This window comes from Cytobacillus sp. GQ23, from assembly GCF_059758675.1.
The window spans coordinates 46,570-64,466 of record NZ_JCAXER010000008.1 but is presented as its reverse complement, the minus strand read 5'-3'; the positions used below and the strand labels follow the sequence as shown (position 1 = coordinate 64,466).

The 17,897-nt window shown below is 42.1% G+C and carries 17 protein-coding genes; 13 read left to right on the top strand and 4 right to left on the bottom strand.

What is annotated here, in order from left to right; translation table 11 throughout:
• Positions 1 to 79: 79 nt before the first annotated feature.
• The 4 genes from AC6CHU_RS08500 (at position 80) to AC6CHU_RS08485 (ending at position 3,848) form a co-directional block, all read left to right on the top strand.
• A complete protein-coding gene (locus tag AC6CHU_RS08500; protein WP_159864801.1) occupies positions 80 to 721 on the top strand; it encodes a YesL family protein in 642 nt (213 codons plus the stop codon).
• Positions 722 to 762: 41 nt separating this feature from the next.
• Entirely contained in the window at positions 763 to 1,908 is a 1,146-nt protein-coding gene (locus tag AC6CHU_RS08495) for an exo-beta-N-acetylmuramidase NamZ family protein (RefSeq protein WP_159864798.1), read from the top strand.
• Between the two features lie 31 nt (positions 1,909 to 1,939).
• On the top strand, positions 1,940 to 2,887 hold the full coding sequence (locus AC6CHU_RS08490; protein WP_159864795.1) for a GNAT family N-acetyltransferase: 948 nt from the start codon (positions 1,940 to 1,942) through the stop codon (positions 2,885 to 2,887).
• A gap of 85 nt (positions 2,888 to 2,972) precedes the next feature.
• The gene (locus tag AC6CHU_RS08485; RefSeq protein ID WP_201306532.1) at positions 2,973 to 3,848 is read left to right on the top strand and encodes a MurR/RpiR family transcriptional regulator; all 876 of its coding nucleotides are present in this window, start codon (positions 2,973 to 2,975) and stop codon (positions 3,846 to 3,848) included.
• Between the two features lie 64 nt (positions 3,849 to 3,912).
• Here the strand turns inward: AC6CHU_RS08485 and AC6CHU_RS08480 are convergent, their stop codons facing one another.
• Positions 3,913 to 5,175 (bottom strand): dicarboxylate/amino acid:cation symporter, encoded by a 1,263-nt coding sequence (locus AC6CHU_RS08480; RefSeq protein WP_159864792.1) that lies wholly within the window; start codon positions 5,173 to 5,175, stop codon positions 3,913 to 3,915.
• Between the two features lie 446 nt (positions 5,176 to 5,621).
• Here AC6CHU_RS08480 and AC6CHU_RS08475 point away from each other — a divergent pair, with 446 nt between their 5' ends.
• The 5 genes from AC6CHU_RS08475 (at position 5,622) to AC6CHU_RS08455 (ending at position 10,012) form a co-directional block, all read left to right on the top strand.
• Entirely contained in the window at positions 5,622 to 6,512 is an 891-nt protein-coding gene (locus tag AC6CHU_RS08475) for a Vgb family protein (RefSeq protein WP_159864789.1), read from the top strand.
• A 658-nt stretch (positions 6,513 to 7,170) separates the two neighbouring features.
• On the top strand, positions 7,171 to 7,839 hold the full coding sequence (locus tag AC6CHU_RS08470; RefSeq protein WP_159864786.1) for a Type 1 glutamine amidotransferase-like domain-containing protein: 669 nt from the start codon (positions 7,171 to 7,173) through the stop codon (positions 7,837 to 7,839).
• Positions 7,840 to 7,916: 77 nt separating this feature from the next.
• The gene (locus tag AC6CHU_RS08465; protein WP_159864783.1) at positions 7,917 to 8,213 is read left to right on the top strand and encodes an NAD-dependent epimerase/dehydratase family protein; all 297 of its coding nucleotides are present in this window, start codon (positions 7,917 to 7,919) and stop codon (positions 8,211 to 8,213) included.
• The gene (locus AC6CHU_RS08460) at positions 8,206 to 8,526 is read left to right on the top strand and encodes a hypothetical protein (RefSeq protein WP_498121200.1); all 321 of its coding nucleotides are present in this window, start codon (positions 8,206 to 8,208) and stop codon (positions 8,524 to 8,526) included. Before AC6CHU_RS08465 ends, AC6CHU_RS08460 begins: the two co-directional genes overlap by 8 nt.
• 310 nt (positions 8,527 to 8,836) lie before the next feature.
• Positions 8,837 to 10,012, top strand: coding sequence for a styrene monooxygenase/indole monooxygenase family protein (locus tag AC6CHU_RS08455; RefSeq protein WP_498121198.1), 1,176 nt, complete (start codon positions 8,837 to 8,839; stop codon positions 10,010 to 10,012).
• A gap of 95 nt (positions 10,013 to 10,107) precedes the next feature.
• Here the strand turns inward: AC6CHU_RS08455 and AC6CHU_RS08450 are convergent, their stop codons facing one another.
• The 3 genes from AC6CHU_RS08450 to malX all read right to left on the bottom strand — a co-directional run bounded on the left by AC6CHU_RS08450 (position 10,108) and on the right by malX (position 13,766).
• Positions 10,108 to 10,884, bottom strand: a complete 777-nt coding sequence (locus tag AC6CHU_RS08450; protein ID WP_498121196.1) for a MurR/RpiR family transcriptional regulator — start codon at positions 10,882 to 10,884, stop codon at positions 10,108 to 10,110.
• 42 nt (positions 10,885 to 10,926) lie between these two features.
• Complete coding sequence (locus AC6CHU_RS08445) at positions 10,927 to 12,111, bottom strand: MalY/PatB family protein (RefSeq protein WP_498121194.1); 1,185 nt, start codon at positions 12,109 to 12,111, stop codon at positions 10,927 to 10,929.
• 65 nt (positions 12,112 to 12,176) lie between these two features.
• A complete protein-coding gene (malX, locus tag AC6CHU_RS08440) occupies positions 12,177 to 13,766 on the bottom strand; it encodes a maltose/glucose-specific PTS transporter subunit IIBC (protein ID WP_498121192.1) in 1,590 nt (529 codons plus the stop codon).
• A gap of 441 nt (positions 13,767 to 14,207) precedes the next feature.
• Here malX and AC6CHU_RS08435 point away from each other — a divergent pair, with 441 nt between their 5' ends.
• From AC6CHU_RS08435 to AC6CHU_RS08420, 4 genes are all read left to right on the top strand, one after another.
• Positions 14,208 to 14,519 (top strand): PTS sugar transporter subunit IIB, encoded by a 312-nt coding sequence (locus tag AC6CHU_RS08435; protein ID WP_159864768.1) that lies wholly within the window; start codon positions 14,208 to 14,210, stop codon positions 14,517 to 14,519.
• Entirely contained in the window at positions 14,519 to 14,851 is a 333-nt protein-coding gene (locus tag AC6CHU_RS08430; protein ID WP_159864765.1) for a PTS sugar transporter subunit IIA, read from the top strand. The genes AC6CHU_RS08435 and AC6CHU_RS08430 overlap by 1 nt, the downstream gene beginning before the upstream one ends.
• Positions 14,852 to 14,877: 26 nt before the next feature.
• Positions 14,878 to 16,170 carry a PTS cellobiose transporter subunit IIC gene (celB, locus tag AC6CHU_RS08425; protein WP_498121189.1) on the top strand — a complete coding sequence of 431 codons (1,293 nt, stop codon included), beginning with the start codon at positions 14,878 to 14,880 and terminating at the stop codon, positions 16,168 to 16,170.
• A 300-nt stretch (positions 16,171 to 16,470) separates the two neighbouring features.
• Positions 16,471 to 17,874 (top strand): glycoside hydrolase family 1 protein, encoded by a 1,404-nt coding sequence (locus AC6CHU_RS08420; protein WP_159864844.1) that lies wholly within the window; start codon positions 16,471 to 16,473, stop codon positions 17,872 to 17,874.
• The last annotated feature ends 23 nt before the right edge of the window (positions 17,875 to 17,897 follow it).

The window sequence follows — 17,897 nt, the reverse complement described above, 5'->3', positions numbered from 1 at the left end:
TTAGACAGCCCCAGCTCTTCGATTAGGGTTGGGGCTGCTAAATGAATTAGAAAAAATGGAACATAGAGGGGAACTTACAATGGGATTCGATGGACTGATACGAAAATTGTATGACATATCAGAATGGATAACGAGATTAATGTATGTCAATTTGCTGTGGATTCTTTTTACACTGGCAGGATTAGGAGCAGCAGGATTTTTTCCTTCAACAGCAGCCATGTTTACCGTTACAAGGAAATGGGTGGTTGGAGAACGGGAAGTGCCTGTCGTGAAAACCTTTTGGGCGGCATATAAGCAAAATTTTATTCAATCTAACCTGATTGGCTACTTATTCATCATCATTGGTTTGATTTTATATGTGGACCTTCGTTTTTTTCAGACATCAGAACAATTTATCTTTCAATCTTTTTCGTTTATCATTTTGTTCCTCTTAATCATCTATTTTATATGTATTCTCTATATGTTCCCGGTGTTTGTTCATTTTAAGTTCAAAACATTGGCCTATGTAAAATACTCATTCATTATAGCGGCTGGACGTCCGCTATTGACGATTTTTATGGTTGCAGGAACTGTCCTTTTACTAATCCTTCTAAAATACCTGCCTATTCTAGTCCTCTTTATTGGCGGTGGATTAATGAGCTACGTAATGATGTGGATTGCAGTAAGGGCATTTCCTAAAGAACAAATTCAAATGGGAAGTCAAAACTCGCAGAAGGTTTAAGCGGGTTTTCTTTTTCAGTAAATTTAAAAGGCGGTGCAGGAATGAAAATTGGACTGGATCTTTTTTTAGAAAATGAATTCCGTCATTTCAAAAAGATGAGAATCGGACTGGTGACCAATATGACAGGGGTGAATGAAAGGCTTGTACCGGCCATTGACCTTTTTCATGAACACCCTGAAATTAACTTAACGGCATTATACGGGCCAGAGCATGGTATTCGCGGTGATGCAAAAGAAGGTGAAAGTGTCGAATCCTCGATTGATCCGTATACAGGGGTTCCCGTATTTAGTCTGTATGGTTCATCCAAAAAACCATCAAAGGAAATGCTCGACCATGTGGATGTGATCGTGTTTGATCTTCAGGATATTGGGGCCCGATACTATACATTCATCTATACGATGGCCTACATGATGGAAGCATGCGCTGAGTATGGAAAGCAATTTGTAGTGCTGGACCGGCCCAATCCGATTTCAGGCACAGAGGTGGAAGGAAACTTAGTTGAAGATGGGTTCAGATCCTTTGTGGGTCTTTATCCAATCCCGAATAGGCACGGAATGACTGTTGGGGAGATCGCTTTGCTTTATAAGCATGAGTTCGGCATTAATTGCGATTTAACCGTTGTTAAAATGGACGGCTGGGAACGGCATATGTACTATGATCAAACGGGTATGTTTTGGGTGCCGCCATCTCCTAACACGACTGGATTAGATATGGGCTTGCTTTATCCAGGAACCTGCTTAGTGGAGGGGACGAATTTGTCAGAAGGGAGAGGAACAACCCGCCCTTTTGAATATATCGGGGCACCATTTATTGATGGGTACCGTTTAGCCAGGAATATAAATGAACGAAACATCCCGGGTGTGCTGGTCCGTCCTACATCATTTAAACCTTTTTATCAAAAATTTAAAGACCAGGTTTGTGAAGGGATTCAATTACATATAGCAGACCGTTCAGCCGTTCATTCTTTAAAAACGGGGCTGACTGTGCTGGAGACCATTGCTGAGATGTATCCGAAACAATTTCAATTTATTCAGCACAGAGAAAAGTATTTCTTCGATTTGCTAGCAGGGACCAATAGGCTGAGAACGATCATTTTAGAGGGCAAGATAAACGAATTCTTACAGGCTTGTGAGGAGCAGCTTGAAAGATTCAATGAGCAGGCAAAGCCTTATTTATTATATAAGTAGAATAGTAAAGTTAATGGAAGGGGAGAAATACATGGCAACGTACCGCTATTATCAATCAGGTGACGAAACAAAAATTGTGAGTTTGTGGAATCAATGTTTAGCAAAAGATCCTATTACTTCAAAAAGATTCAGAAATTTAGTATTATTAGATGGGAATTTTGACCCGCAAGGATTGCGATTAGCATTCGAGAAGGATGCATTAGTAGGCTGTGTTTATGCTGTTAGAAGGTTATTGCCTATGTTTGGAACAGATTTGGAACCGGAAAATGGCTGGATTCCCTTCTTTTTTGTTCATCCAGACTACCGGCGCTCAGGTGTGGGAAAGGAGCTGATGGAGGCCGCCGTTCGTTTTTTAAAAGAAAACGGCAGGACGAACGTATTTTTTGCTTCCTATGCACCGAATTATATTTTGCCGGGAATTGACGAGGAAAATTACCCGGAGGCTTTTGAATTTTTACAAAAACAAGGATTTCAAAAGCTGTATTCACCTGTTGCCATGGACCGCAATTTAGTTGGATTCCAGGTGCCTCAGGCCGTGAATGCACTAAAGAATCAAAGGGAAGAAGAAGGATATACTTTCAATGAAGCAAAAGATAAAGACCTTTATGAAGTCATTCAATTTGCCAATATAAAGTTCAACCCGGACTGGGGAAGAGCCATACGCGAAGGGGTCTTGCAGGGCCTTCCATTAGAGCGGATATTAGTTGCGCGTGAAGGAAATAAGGTGGTTGGTTTCTGTATTTATGGAGGCTATGAAGGTATTCCTGACCGCTTCGGACCTTTTGGAGTGGATCCAGAGCAGCAGGGGAAAGGGCTAGGGAAAATTCTGCTAAACGAATGCCTGCACAAAATGCGTTCAGAAGGCCTTCATGGCGCCTGGTTTTTATGGACAGGCGAGAAGACTTCTGCAGGGTATTTGTATAAAAAGACTGGCTTTGAAATTACGCGTACATTCCATGTAATGAAAAAAACGATTTAGTTTTGCGTTTAACTGAAGGGATGAGTAAAGATCCCCCAGTTTATTCCACCATAAAACAATTTATAGAGAGAAAGATGTGGTGTTCATGTCATTTATGACCGGTGGACTTGTGATGCTGTCCGAAATGCTTCCAAAGCTCCCGCCTTCAGAAAGCAAAATTGCTGCGTATATATTAAAAAACCCTAAGGAATCCATTTCCTTAACAGCAAGTGAATTAGGGAAGCAGAGCAATACAAGCAGTGCAGCTGTCATAAGACTTTGTAAATCTTTGGACTTGAAGGGGTTTCAAGACTTAAAGCTGAGGATTGCGGGAGACCTTCAAAAAACAAAAGAACAAGGTTTTAGGGATATTGAACCAAACGAGTCCCTCAGTTCGATTATTCAAAAAATGACGAATAATAGTATTCAAACCTTACGTGAAACAGCAGAGCTTCTTAGTACAGACGAATTGTCCAAAGCTGTAGATGCCATACAAAATGCGAAAACGATTCATTTTTTTGGGGTAGGGGCTTCTAATATTATCGCACAGGATGCACAGCAAAAGTTTTTAAGGATCAACCACATGTCGAATGCTTTTTCCGACCTGCATCTTGCAGCAACAGTGATTGCGAATGCAAGCGAAGAAGATGTTGTTGTAGGCATTTCTTTCTCCGGCCAAACAATTGAAGTCGCCAAGCTTATTGAGCTTGCTAATCAAAAAGGGGCCACAACCATAAGCTTAACCAAATATGGATCGTCCATGGTATCCGATCGGGCTGATATCCGCCTTTATACGTCTACAACAAAAGAGGCAACCTTCCGAAGCGGTGCGACTTCCTCACGGATGGCTCAGCTGCACGTGATTGATATTCTTTTTATGCGGGCAGCATCCCAACAGTATGAAGAGACTGTGAAGCATCTGGATAAAACGAGGGAAGCCGTTGATTTTATTAAAGGAAAACATAAATCGAAGATAAAATAGCCATTTGTTGAAAAAGGGTATAACAAGAAAAAAGGACGTGTGGAAATTTCCACACGTCCTTTCTTTAGGCTTGTTTAATTAGCAATGATTCCTTCAGCCAATTCTTCCCTTCAACAATCCGGCTGACCATCATGGCCGAAACCGTGTTGCCGGCTGAATTCAGGAGGGTAGCCGGTGCATCAATGACCGTAGATATAACAGCGATAACCGGCAGCACCTCAGGAGGGAAGCCGAACACACTCAGGATCAGCATTTCGCCTATCATCCCGCCGCCTGGAATGGCACCCATAACAGCTCCAACCAGGAACGAAATAACAAGGATCGTAATGATGCTTGTCATGCTCGACATGTCTTTTCCGAACAAGCTGAACAGGAAGACGATCTTAAAGACTCCGCCAATAACAGAACCATCCTTATGTGTGTTCGCTCCAAGCGGGATCATCGTCTCCGCAATGTCCTGGGGTACACCCATTTTTCGGACAGCGGCCAGGTTAATTGGGATACATGCTGCACTCGAGCATGTGGCAATCGCACTGACAGAAGGAGTGATCGCATTTTTCCAGAACACCTTGACGCCATCTTTACCGCCAGCCGCAAAGGCGTATAGCGTAAAGAAAACAAAGAAGTAAATAAGAGTCAATACCAGATAAAGCACAAACACACGGACATATCCGCCCAAAATCTGCGGGCCAAGCTCACCAATGATGGTAGCGAAGTAACAGCCAAGACCGATTGGCGCATAGTACATGACAAATCCAACAAACTTCATCATCACGGCTGAACCGGATGAAAGGAGATTGGCAATCGGTCTGCCTTTTTCACCTGACATCGCTGTTGCCAATCCAAATAAAATCGAGAATACAATCAGCTGCAGCATGTTGCTCTTTGAGAACAGCATTTGGAAATCAGGAACCGTGAACGCCTGAACCAGCTGACCCAGGAATGTGATTTCTTCCGCTTCAGGATCGATAGTAGCTTCCGCCATAATGCTCTTAATTGCAGAGACATCTGTATTCTTCAGCGGATCCACAATCGAAATCCCGATGAAGCCCAGGATGGCAGAAATGACAGCCGTAATAAAAAACACGGTGAAAATCCCGGCCATAATCTTCCCAAGTCTTTTCATACCGCCCATATTTGCAAGGCTGGAAGCGATGCTAAAAAAGACGAGCGGCACTATGATCATAAACAATAAATTCAAGAATAAATCCCCAAACGGCTTCACAACCGCAGTCTTGGGGCCAAAAACCACTCCGGCAACTCCGCCGATGAGGATGGAGAGGAGCAGGAAGATGGTTAGCTTGTAATTTGCAAAAACCTTTTTCATGTTGTCTCAACCTTTCTGTAATATCCAACACTCTATTATATATTAAAATGGTTCATTAAAAGAAGACCGCTGCCATATTTCTTACTATTCTGTCAACTTAAGTTCTATCAGTCAAGCATCATTTGACATCCTCCAGTAAATGTCATACAGTGAGATTATTCAATGCTGAAAGGGTGAAGAAAAGCACATGATCCTTTAATCCTGCACTTAGTGAAAACCGATAGTACAGGCTCCCGTTCAAGTTCCACACCGTGTGGGAATGGGCTTTATTTATCGATGATTTTTCTGAGACAGGATTGAATGTGTGTGCTTTTTGACTTGAAGAACGGCTTTGTTTCGAAGAGCCTATTTAAGTCCAAGGTTGTGCCACACTGCCTCCTGTCTCGGAAAGTGAGATAGGAGGCTTTTGTTTTTTGGGGAAATTTTAGTGGTTCGGAGGTAAAAGGATGGAATTTAAATTACAGGAGATAAAACCTGGCCGCACAAATACAGGCCCATATGGAATCGCTGTTTCAGAAAAGGAAGAGGTCTGGTTTACACAGCATAAAGCCAATATGATCAGCTGCATCGGATTGGATGGGGAAATAACTGAATACCCGCTGCCGACGCCGGATGCAAAAGTCATGTGTGTAATGGTGTCATCAAAAGGAGAGGTCTGGTTTACCGAGAATGGGGCAAACAACATCGGGAGAATAACGAAAGAAGGCTCTATCGAGGAATATCCCTTGCCCCAGCCAGATTCAGCACCCTATGGGATTACGGAAGGGCCGAATGGTGATATCTGGTTTACCGAAATGAATGCAAATCGTATTGGGCGGATTAAGGATGATGGTTCTATCCATGAATATGACCTTCCGGTTCCAGGTTCGTACCCTGCATTTATCACGATGGGGTCTGATAGCGCTCTGTGGTTCACAGAAAACCAAAATAACGCTATCGGAAGAATTACGGAAAATGGGGACGTGACGGAATTTGCCATTCCCACCCCTGCTTCCGGGCCGGTTGGAATAACAAAAGGGAACGATGGAGCCCTCTGGTTTGTCGAGATTATCGGCAATAAAATTGGGCGAATTACTGCTGGTGGAGAAATAACGGAATATAAAATTTCAACCCCAAACGCAAAGCCGCATGCCATCACAGCAGGGGCAGGAAACGATTTATGGTTTACAGAATGGGGCGCAAATAAGATTGGGAGACTTACAGCCGATGGGGTGATTGCGGAATATCCGATTGTAACAGCTAATGCTGAACCCCATGGCATTGCAACCTGTGATGGGAAGACTATCTGGTTTGCATTGGAAGCTGATATGATTGGGAAAATCACTAGAAACGATTAATTGATCAAGTTAATAGATTACTTACCCCCGCCACTTCAGTTTGGGCGGGGTTATTTTTGCTCGTTTTTACTAGCTTTATTTTAAGCGGGGTCTAACACACTGGGGGAGCCGGTTTTACCTTCAGTGTGCCTGGCGTATTCAAAGACCGTACTTCCTTCTATAATATTACTCTTGTGAGTTTGGGCTTGTTATTGTCGCGCTGAAGCTATTTACAGAATCGTCCACAGGCGAGCGCTAAAAGCATGTTCCGGAAGGAAGATCGTCAGAAGCCTTAGGGTATCAAGCTCTACCCTATAAACTGATTGCCAGAGTAACGGCCGGAGTGGCTGCTTCCTTTAGTGGAGTCATGTATGCCATATCACTCCGATTGATTAATACCAATGCCTTTTCAATTGAAGTAACTCTGGATGCTCTCTTAATGACGGTGATTGAGGACGGGAGCTCCCGCGGGTGCCATGGCAGGAGCAGGTTGGTAAACAAGGAATTTAAACTATTACTGAAGAAGTAGTAATAGCAAGTAAAGTTTTTTTAATTCCTAAAGTATATTTTAAGGTTAATACATTTCTTATTGCGGATTGGGTATTAAGCAGCAGGTTTGCTGAAAAGGAATTACGAGATTCAAAAAAATAGCAGCTTGTAATGACAAGGAGTTGTGAGGATGAAATTACTGCTTACATCTGCAGGCATTAATAACAAAAGCATACATGACGCGCTGGTTGACATGCTGGGGAAGCCAATCGCCGACTCCAACGCACTGTGCATTCCCACCGCGATGTACGGACACCCCTGGGTCGGTCCTGGCGTCAAAGCCTGGGAGTTTATTAGCGGAAAAGAAGAGAATCCGATGGTCGGTCTGGACTGGAAGTCTGTCGGCGTATTGGAGCTCACAGCGCTGCCAAGCATCGGCGAAGACCGCTGGGTGCCGCTGATCCGGGAGACAGACGCCCTGCTGGTGTCGGGCGGCGACGCCCTCTACCTTTGCCATTGGATGAGGAAGTCAGGGCTCGCAGACCTTTTGCCGTCACTGCACGCAGTCTATGTGGGAATGAGTGCCGGGAGCATGGTGATGGCACCAAACATCGGGGACTTCTTCTTTGGCTGGAATCCACCCAACGGTGGTGATGAAACGCTGGGACTTGTCGATTTTGCAATGTTCCCGCATTTGGATCACGAAATGCTGCCGTATAACACGATGGCTAATGCAGAGAGATGGGCCGCCGGGATGAAGGGGCAGGCATATGCAATTGATGATCAAACCGCCCTCAAGGTGATCGAAGGAGAGGTCGAAGTGGTCTCCGAAGGGCACTGGAAACTGTTTACGAAATGAAATTACTCCGCCGTTAAAAAATTTTTTCTAATATTGTCTGCTTATGATAAAAAAGGTTCGATAAAGGGGAAATGACAATGGAAAAGGTTCTAATTCTTGGTGCAAGCGGTCTAGTAGGAAAAGCTTTAGCTGATGAACTTAAAGAGGGATTTGACCTGTATGGAACATATTCTTCTTCATTTACAAGCCTTACCGAAAGTAAGGAATTCCAATTGGAAGTCCAACAAATCGATAAGATGAGACAAATTATACGATCAATTAAGCCTGACGCAGTGATTTCTTGCATAAGAGGGGATTTCGTTGACCAACTCCAGTTTCATAAAGAATTGGCTATGGAGTTAAGGAGTATCGGCAGCACAAGACAAAATGATTGATGTGTATAGAAATTTAATATGCAGCAATCTTTTGGATGTCGTGTTAGCAAGACAATTACGGTTCATCATTGAAAATAAACTAAAGGGCATCTTTCATTTAGCTTCAGAGGATCTATTTGCTTATGGACAATTCTTTGAACAGATTGTAAGTACAGTTGCAAGTGAAAAGAATATTTTGCGATATAACCTTTTTCAAGACAATGAGAACACCCATTATTTTGCATTGAAATCAATTCGTGAAGATATTCCAGATTCTCTGCAATGCAAGAATAAAGATATTATTTCTTATCTGCTGGGAGAAATGATCCCTTGAAGCTATTAAACTAACACAGGTAATATCATGGCACTACAGGGCAGGTAGGTTAGCAAAATTCCATACTATATTCATACAAAAAACGGAGGAGGTGTTTATGACCTTTTCCGTTTTTTTATCTAAAGCGATAGCCTCATCATCCTTTTCTCAATTTATAAGATCTCCGCTATTTCTTAGCATTAAGTAATAGAAAATTAAATAAATTGACGCATTTACAACACTCTATGTTTTATTTAGACTGTAAAAGTTGGAAAATTAAGAATTTTTGTTGCTTGACGGAAGGAAACCAAATTACAAAGGGGAGAGAATCATGAGAAGGAAAATATGTATTATAGGCAGTGGCACAGCAGGTTTACAGCTGGCTTATTCTCTTAAAGAAGATTTTGATGTAACGGTTATTCACTCAAACTCTTCCGAAAAGATTCAACATGGACGGATTATGTCTACCCAAGTGCACTTTGGTCCAACAAGAACCCGGGAAAACCGTTTTAAAATGCCAAAGTGGGATGGAAAAACGCTTATTAACAGTATCCATATGACCATTGGTGATCAAAAACTATTTGTTGGAAATCTAAAAGAACCAGCATTATCTGTTGACCAGCGTCTTTACTTCTCCCATTGCTTGGAGGATCTTGAAAACAAAGGTGTATCTACTCGGCTTTTAAGAGTTAATAAAGATCAGGCAGAAAGTTTGGCAGATGAGTTTGATTTAATCATTGATTGTACAGGGAAATCGGGCCCTGTCTTTCCATTTCCTATTGAAAAGGAGCTTTCTCCTTTCCAAGTGCCTCAACGAAAATGCATCGTTGGTTATTTTAACGGAGTAAAGCCGGTTGAGCCTTCTGGTGTAAGCGTAACAGTTCTGCCTGAAATTGGAGAAATGTTTGAAATTCCTGCAATCACAGAACACGGGCCAGTTACGATATTGTTCATTATGGCCATCCCAGACAGGGAGTTAGATGTATTTAAAGAAATTAAGCACGAAAAAGAATTTACAAATCAAATGAGGAATGTAACAAAGCAATATTTCAAAGATATCCATGAACGAATCGATCAGGATCGCTTTGCTCTTTCCGATGAAAATGCCTTCCTTAAGGTTGCCATTAAGCCTGTAATTAGAAAGCCTTATGCAACGATGAAAAATAAACTAATAGTTGGCTGTGGAGATAGTGTCTTTCTGAATGATCCGATTACTGGCCAAGGCTGTAATCTGTCTTCTTACTGTGCTGAACAATTATACGAAACTATAATCCAGAATAAAAATTCTAAATGGGACAACCAGCTTGGGGAGGAATATTGGAATCGTACAAAACCATTTGTAAAAGAAGTAACAGCATGGACCAATGCAATGACGCAGGCACTGCATGAGCATGTTGTTCAAACCCTGTTATCAGGCGCAGAAGATCAAAAGATTGCAGACGAAGCAGCCGAGTGGTTCGAGAATCCGCGAAAAGCTTATAGTGCTTTTTTTCAACCGTTGCATTAAGAACAGTACAAGTTGTCCTGTATAAGGATGAGAGGGGATAATACAAAAGAATTTTTGACACTAAAGAAGCCTCCCGTATAGGGAGGCTTTATTATTTATGGGGAGCCACTGCTCAAATTCCGATATTCTACAAGCAATAGATCCAGGAAAAGTTGAAAGGGTGCCCGGGAGCACATATCAATGTCATCAAGGTAGCAATGTTCAATAGGGGTGTAAAAAACAAAATCCGATAGTTCTACTAAACCGTTTGATGGGGTTCCGACAATGGATAGCATTGTGATGCCGCGCTCTTTTAGAATGTGTGCATACTCTAAAATATGTAAGGTTTCTCCGCTATAGGAGACAAAAATAGCAAGGTCATCCGTTCTTACGTTGAGGGCAGCACTCCGCAAATCATCCCAATCCATTCTAGCCGTGCTGCTCTTGCCTAACATCAGCAGTTTTTTGGAAGCATCCCAGCAAACAGAATAGGAATGGCCCATACCGAACCATTCTACATGTCTTGCCTGCTTAATCAGCGAAGCAGCTTTATTCAGCTTCTCTTCATCAATTCTATTTAATACTTCCTGTATATCTTTTTCATAGCGTTTAACATGGAATGATAAGGATTCTGAAATTCCCTGGCTTTCACCTTGATCATTATACCTAATGTTTAAATGCAGCTGGAGTTTAAAGTCCTGAAAGCCCTGAAAGCCGAGTTTTTTACAGGTTCGGCTGATGGTAGCAGTCGAAACATACATTTCCTTTGCTGCCTCTTCGAGTTTTAAATTAATAATCTTCTTAGGATAGCGTATGATATAATCCAGTACCTGCTTTTCAAGCTGACTTAATTGATCCCGATGCTGGGCTAGCCGTTTCATAAACGATTGCATGATATCACCTTTTCACAGCCATGGATCAAGAGTTCTTATCAGTTATGGTGTAAGAGATAGAACCGAGCGTTTTAGTCTCTCTAAACCTTCTATGACTTTAGATTGAGGGCAGCCAACATTCATTCGTAAAAAGATTCCTCTTTCCTCACCATAGACTGCGCCAGACATGATTCCGACCTTTCCCGCTTTAACAAGGGCCTGCTGGAGCTCTTGATTGGTTTTCCCAAGTTCAGTGCAGTCCATCCATGCTAAATATGTGGATTCAGGGATACGAAATTGAATGGATGGCAGTTCTTGATCGATGAACTCCTTCACTAATTTCATATTATTATACAGGTAGGAACATAGTTCATCAACCCACTGATCACCATGACGATAGCCTTCGATAACGGAAATTTCTCCAAAAATTGAGGCGCTTGAAACGCCATCCCGATATTTTAAAAGCTTCATATAGCTTTCTCTCGTCTTTTCGTTCGGAATCAATAGATAGGAGCCGCCCAAGCCGGGTGTATTAAAGGTTTTACTGGCAGACGTACAGATATAGATATTTTGCAGATCATCTGCCACACTGGTAATAGGAATAAACCGGTGGTCTTGAAAGGTAATATCCATATGAATATCATCAGAAATGATCTTTACCTGGTATTTGGCACAAAGGTCGGTGATTTTCTTCAGCTCCTGCTCTGTCCACACCCTCCCGGTCGGGTTATGGGGATTGCAGAGCAATAAGATCTTTGCTTTTGGATGACGCAGCTTTTTTTCCAAATCCTCATAATCAATTTCATATTTTCCATTCTGGTATAAAAGCGGGTTAGGAATCAGCTCCCGTTTCGACTGGTGAATGACATGAAAAAAAGCATCGTAGGCAGGCACCTGCATAACCACTTGATCGCTTTCAGATGTTAAAATCTCTATCAGTCTTGCAATCGAATAAATGACACTCGGACTATAGATTACCCAATCTATTGGTATTTCGTTATCGAACCTTCTTTTATACCAGCCGGCAATGGAAGATTTATAGTCTTCATGGTTCCATCTTGTATACCCAAAAATGCCATGGCTGGTGCGTTTTTGTATCGCCTGAATCATCTCTGGAGGGCTTTTAAAGTCCATATCTGAGATGCTAAAAGGCAGTAAATCACTTGAACCAAATCGATCCTCCATATAATCCCACTGCGTGCAATAGGTCCCGATTCGACTGATAGATTGATCAAAATGATGTTTCATAATAAACCTCTTTTCTCTAGTTGTTTTCAAAGCTGCGTAAGATGAAAAAAGGGATGAGAGATTTCTCATCCACTTTTCACTTCATGAATGTCTATAAGCTTATCTATCTCAACTCGAACATGATTTACTTGTGGTCCAATGACCACTTGAATATTATGGGCATCTAATTTAATCACGCCAAGTGCACCATTCTTCTTCAATGCCGGTTCATTAATTTTTTGAATATCATCAACCACAAGCCGTAATCTGGTAATACAGTTATCAAGCGAAATAATATTTTCTGCACCACCTAAGGCATATAATAATTCTTTTGCCTGGCTGCTCGTTTTTCCGTTGATGCCTTCTGGTGCAGCCGATCCTTCAGTTTCTGTTTGATCTTCTCTGCCTGGAGTCTTTAAGTTGAATTTGACAATGGCATAACGGAAAACGGAATAATAAATCGCAAACCAAACCAATCCCACTGCTGCAACCAAATACCATTTTGATTCAGCTCCTTGCAGGATTCCAAAAATAAAGAAGTCCAAAATTCCGCCATCGGTATTCCCAATTTTTACATTAAGAAGGGCCATTACCATAAATCCTAGTCCAGTTAATACCACATGGATTCCATATAGGGCTGGTGCAAGAAACAGGAACAGAAACTCAATTGGCTCGGTAATCCCCGTTACAAAAGTAGCAATGACTCCTGAGATTAGCAGCCCCTTAATCTTTTGGCGATTCTCTGGTTTTGCTGTGTGATAAATGGCTAAAGCAACCGCTGGAAGACCAAACATAAAGGTCGGCATTTTCCCTTGTGATAGGAAGGCTGTTGCTGAAGAACTGATAGGCTCTCCGCTTTGCAGCTGGGCATAGAAGATATTGAGCGCTCCTGAAACAGTCTCACCATTTACCACCATGGTTCCCCCGGCTTCTGTAAAACGAATCATGGCTACTAAAATATGATGTAATCCAAATGGAAGAAGCAATCGTTCACCGGCGCCAAATAGGAATGGACCGAACACTCCGGCACTGCTTATCATTGACCCTATTCCATTTATAATCATGGTAAACAATGGCCAAATCATTGGAATGAGTATACCTGCGACTGACATGACAATAGAAGTAATGATAGGAACGAATCTGACCCCTCCAAAGAAGGCAAAGGCATTTGGCAGCTTAATCGTATGGAAGCGCTGATGCAGCAAATAAACAAGAATACCCGCGATAATCCCGCCTAAAACACCCATCTCGAGACTCTGAATGCCAAGGACCATCCCTTGACCTTCTTGTCTCATCACATCTGCAGCGGCAAGCTGGTCTGTTTCTGTTAAGTAAAAATTAATCGATAAATGCATCATGATATAACCAATAAGACCTGAAAAAGCGGCGACCCCTTTTTCAGAGCGGACTAATCCAAGCGGAATCGCTACAGCAAATAAAAGCGGCAAATAAGTAAAAGCAAAACCGCCAACCATTGACATAAAGCGTAAGACAACCTGAATCACGCTATGATCCAGAAAAGGTAAATTTTCGATGGTTGCAGGACTTGTAAACGAACTGCCGATACCTAAAAGCAATCCCATAAATGCTAAAAGTGCAACAGGAAGCATAAATGTCTTTCCAAGCCCCTGGAAAAACTCCCACCCGCTTGAAGACTTCTTCACCTTCGTATTCATTACTTAACCCCCTTGACGTAGATGTTGAACAATTACCCTAACTTTACTTCCATATCAGCTCGTTCGCAATCGCTTTCATAGGGAATGTAGCTGTATACAATTTTTGTATGCGCAATACAAAGATGGGGCTGAGAACATTGGAAGAATCTCTTATATAAAAGAAGACTCTAAGATTAGCTCAAAGTATTGGGAGTCGCTGAAGTGAATCAACTGGCGGACGAAGGATGCAGTGGAACCAAAAATATCCCAAGAAGTCAGAAGCGTGCTCGAGTAAAGGAGGTGAAAAAGGCACTGTTTGGAAACTCCTCTTTGAAATGATCGAAATAAATGTTCGTATTTTTAATTTAAATGTCTAGACATTTAAATTAATTTGTTTATAATTGGAACTGTAAGCGGTTCATTTAACAAATCTACTAAAATTTTTTAAGGAGTTTGATAGTCATGAAAAAAATTCTACTAGCCTGCAGCTCAGGAATGTCAACAAGCCTTTTAGTAACGAAAATGGAAGCGCACGCAAAATCGATTGGTGAGGAAGCGAAAATCTGGGCAGTCGGTCAGGATCAGGCCAAAAGGGAGATGCCGGAGGCTGATGTTGTGCTGATTGGCCCGCAAATGAGTTTTCTTAAAGAGGAATTTCAGAAGGAAGCGAATCAATATGGCATAAAGGTTGATGTCATCGATATGATGGCCTATGGAATGGCAGATGGCCAAAAAGCGTATGAACAAGCTTGCAAGCTGATGGGGGATAAGTAATGGAACTAGCTGAGTTAGAAAACCTTAATGCAGAGCAGGTGAATTTCATGCTCATCCTTCATAGCGGGAATGCAAGAAGTAAAATACTGCAAGCACTGAGGGAGTATCGTGAGGATAGGGTTGAGAAGGCAGACAGTCTCTTGCTTCAGGCGGAAGAGGACTTAAAGCAGGCGCACGGTATCCATTTTAAGATGGTCCAAAAAGAAGCTTCTGGTGAAAAAGTTGATTTTGCATTGTTATTGATGCATGCGGAGGATCATTTAATGTCCACGCTGACCATGAAAGAATTAGTAAAAGAATTAATTGAATTATTCAAGAAAAAAAGTATCTGATTTTAATAGGTATTGGAGGGAAAGTGATGTTTGAAAAGCTGAGCAAATTCCTGGTGCCAATTGCTGGCCGGTTAAATAACAACCGATATTTAGCTGTTCTTCGTGATGCGTTTATGCTGGCATTTCCATTGACGATTTTTGGGTCCATCTTTGTCGTATTAACCAATTTGCCATTCCTGGATAAGCTGATGAGCGATGAAGCACTTAACATATTCCGGGGGATGTTTGGAAACGCTTCATCGGCTACAATGGGCATCATGTCCATCTTTGTTGTGTTTGGCATAGGGTATTATCTGTCAAAAAGCTACGATGTGGAAGCGATATTTGGGGGAGCCATTGCTTTAGTATCCTTCCTGCTGCTGACGCCGTTTGTGCTTCAGCCTGAGACCGGAGAAGCGATACAGGGAGTTATTCCCGTAGATCGCCTGGGTGCAAAGGGAATGTTCCTTGGAATGATAACGGCCTTTCTTTCTGCAGAGATTTACAGAGGGATTGTCCAAAAGAATATTACCATTAAAATGCCTCCGGGTGTCCCGCCGGCAGTTGCGAAGTCATTTGCTGCCCTTATTCCGGCTGTTTTAACGTTAACTGTGTTTTTAGGGATCAATATCGTTGTTACTCTGGGCTTCAGCACGAATATGCATGATGTTATCTACAAAGCCATCCAGGCACCGCTTGTTGGCTTGGGAAGCGGAATTATCCCGACGCTGATCGCCATCTTCTTTATTCAAATCCTTTGGTTCTTCGGTTTGCACGGCCAAATCATCATCAACTCGGTGATGGACCCGATCTGGAATACATTAATGATTGAAAACCTTGAGGCATATACAAAAGGTGAGCCTGTTCCTCATATTATTTCAAAGCCTTTTATTGAGATCTATACAGTTGGCATGGGTGGTACAGGCATGACACTTGCCGTTGTTCTGGCCATTCTGTTCTTTATGAAGAGCAGGCAAATGAAGCAGGTCGGAAAGCTTGGTCTTGGACCTGGTTTATTCAATGTAAATGAACCGATCATCTTTGGTTTGCCAATTGTGATGAACCCTGTCATTATCGTCCCGTGGATTTTAGCGCCAATGGTGGTTACGTTAGTTTCCTATTTTGCCACGGCCTCTGGTCTTGTGCCGCCGCCAACAGGCGTTTCGGTTCCATGGACAGTTCCGGTTTTTATCAATGGCATCATGGCCACAAATTCCTTGGCTGGAGGAATCCTTCAGCTCGTGAATATGGCAATTGTATTTTCAATCTGGTTCCCATTCCTGAAAGCCATTGATCGAATAAATACGAAAAAAGAGGAAGAAGAAAGCAAGGCTGCATAATTGAAAAATAAATGAAAAGGGCAGGTGTAACGGAAAAAGCAGCATAACCATCTGCTGGACCGGTTCTACTGCTCTTCTTTATTAAAGGCTGTTTTTGCAGCGGTTCTTGCTAGTTGAATTTTATTTACAGAGTTCATTGCAGCGGAAGATTCGAGACTCTGGGGGAGCAGCGGGACAGGTGATACCCTGCAGAATGCTTGAGCACCCATTACTGCAATTATCATAATAACCAACAATTTATACAAAATGATACTTTAAAATAAATAAATGAATAGAATAGGAGAGTTTCATATGACCAGCATGAACAGCAATAATGAAATCAAATACAGTTTCCCTGAGGGGTTCTGGTGGGGGTCTTCTGCTTCAGCCACTCAAACGGAAGGTGCAGCAGATATAGATGGAAAAGGCAAGAATATTTGGGACCATTGGTATGAAATCGAACCCAACCGCTTTTTTGATGGAGTAGGGCCGGAGAACACCTCGCAGTTTTACTATAAATACAAAGAAGATATTAAATTAATGAAGGAAATCGGCCACAACTCCTTTCGGCTGTCAATTTCATGGGCAAGGCTCATTCCCAATGGAACAGGGGAAATCAATCCAAAAGCCGTTGAGTTTTATAACCGTGTAATCGATGAATTGCTTGGAAATGGCATCGAGCCTTTCGTTAATTTATTTCATTTCGATATGCCGATGGAATTGCAGAAGCTGGGGGGCTGGGAGAACAGAGACGTAGTAGATGCTTATGAGGTATATGCGAAAACCTGCTTCGAGCTATTTGGAGACCGGGTGAAGAAGTGGTTTACCCATAACGAGCCGATTGTTCCAGTTGAGGGCGGATATCTTTACGATTTTCATTATCCAAATGAAATCAATTTTGGGAAAGCTGTTCAGGTAGCCTATCATACCATTTTATCAAGTGCCAAAGCCATTAAGGTCTATAAGGAGCTGAATCAAGGCGGAAAGATCGGCATCATCCTGAATTTGACTCCTTCCTATCCAAGAAGCCGGAACCTGGCTGATGTTAAAGCCTCTGTTCTTGCGGATGCATTTTTCAACCGTTCCTTCCTTGACCCTTCTGTAAAAGGTGAGTTTCCGGAGGAGCTTGTTCAGATCTTAAAGGAAGAAGGATTTATGCCTGCAGTGGAAAATGGGGATTTAGAGCTGATTAAAGACAATACAGTCGACATACTGGGTGTGAATTATTATCAGCCGAGACGTGTGAAAGCAAAAGAGAACCTTCCAAATCCGGATGCGCCTTTCATGCCGGAGAGATTCTTTGATAACTACGTCATGCCAGGGCGCAAAATGAATCCTCATCGCGGCTGGGAAATTTATGAGAAGGGGGTATATGATATCCTTGTCAATTTGAAAGACAACTATGGAAATATTGAATGCTTTATCTCTGAAAATGGCATGGGGGTAGAAGGGGAAGAAAAATTCCGCGATGAGAGCGGCGTCATTCAGGATGATTATCGGATTGAGTTTATTCGGGAACACTTAAAATGGGTCCATAAAGCTCATCAGGAAGGTTCGAATGTGAAAGGGTATCATCTTTGGACATTCATGGACAATTGGTCATGGACAAACGCCTATAAAAATCGCTACGGATTTGTATCCGTTAATTTGGCTAAAGACGGAGAACGGACGATTAAAAAAAGCGGTCAATGGTTTAAGACTGTATCTGAACATAATGGTTTCTAAAGAAGATGGTCATATGACCATCT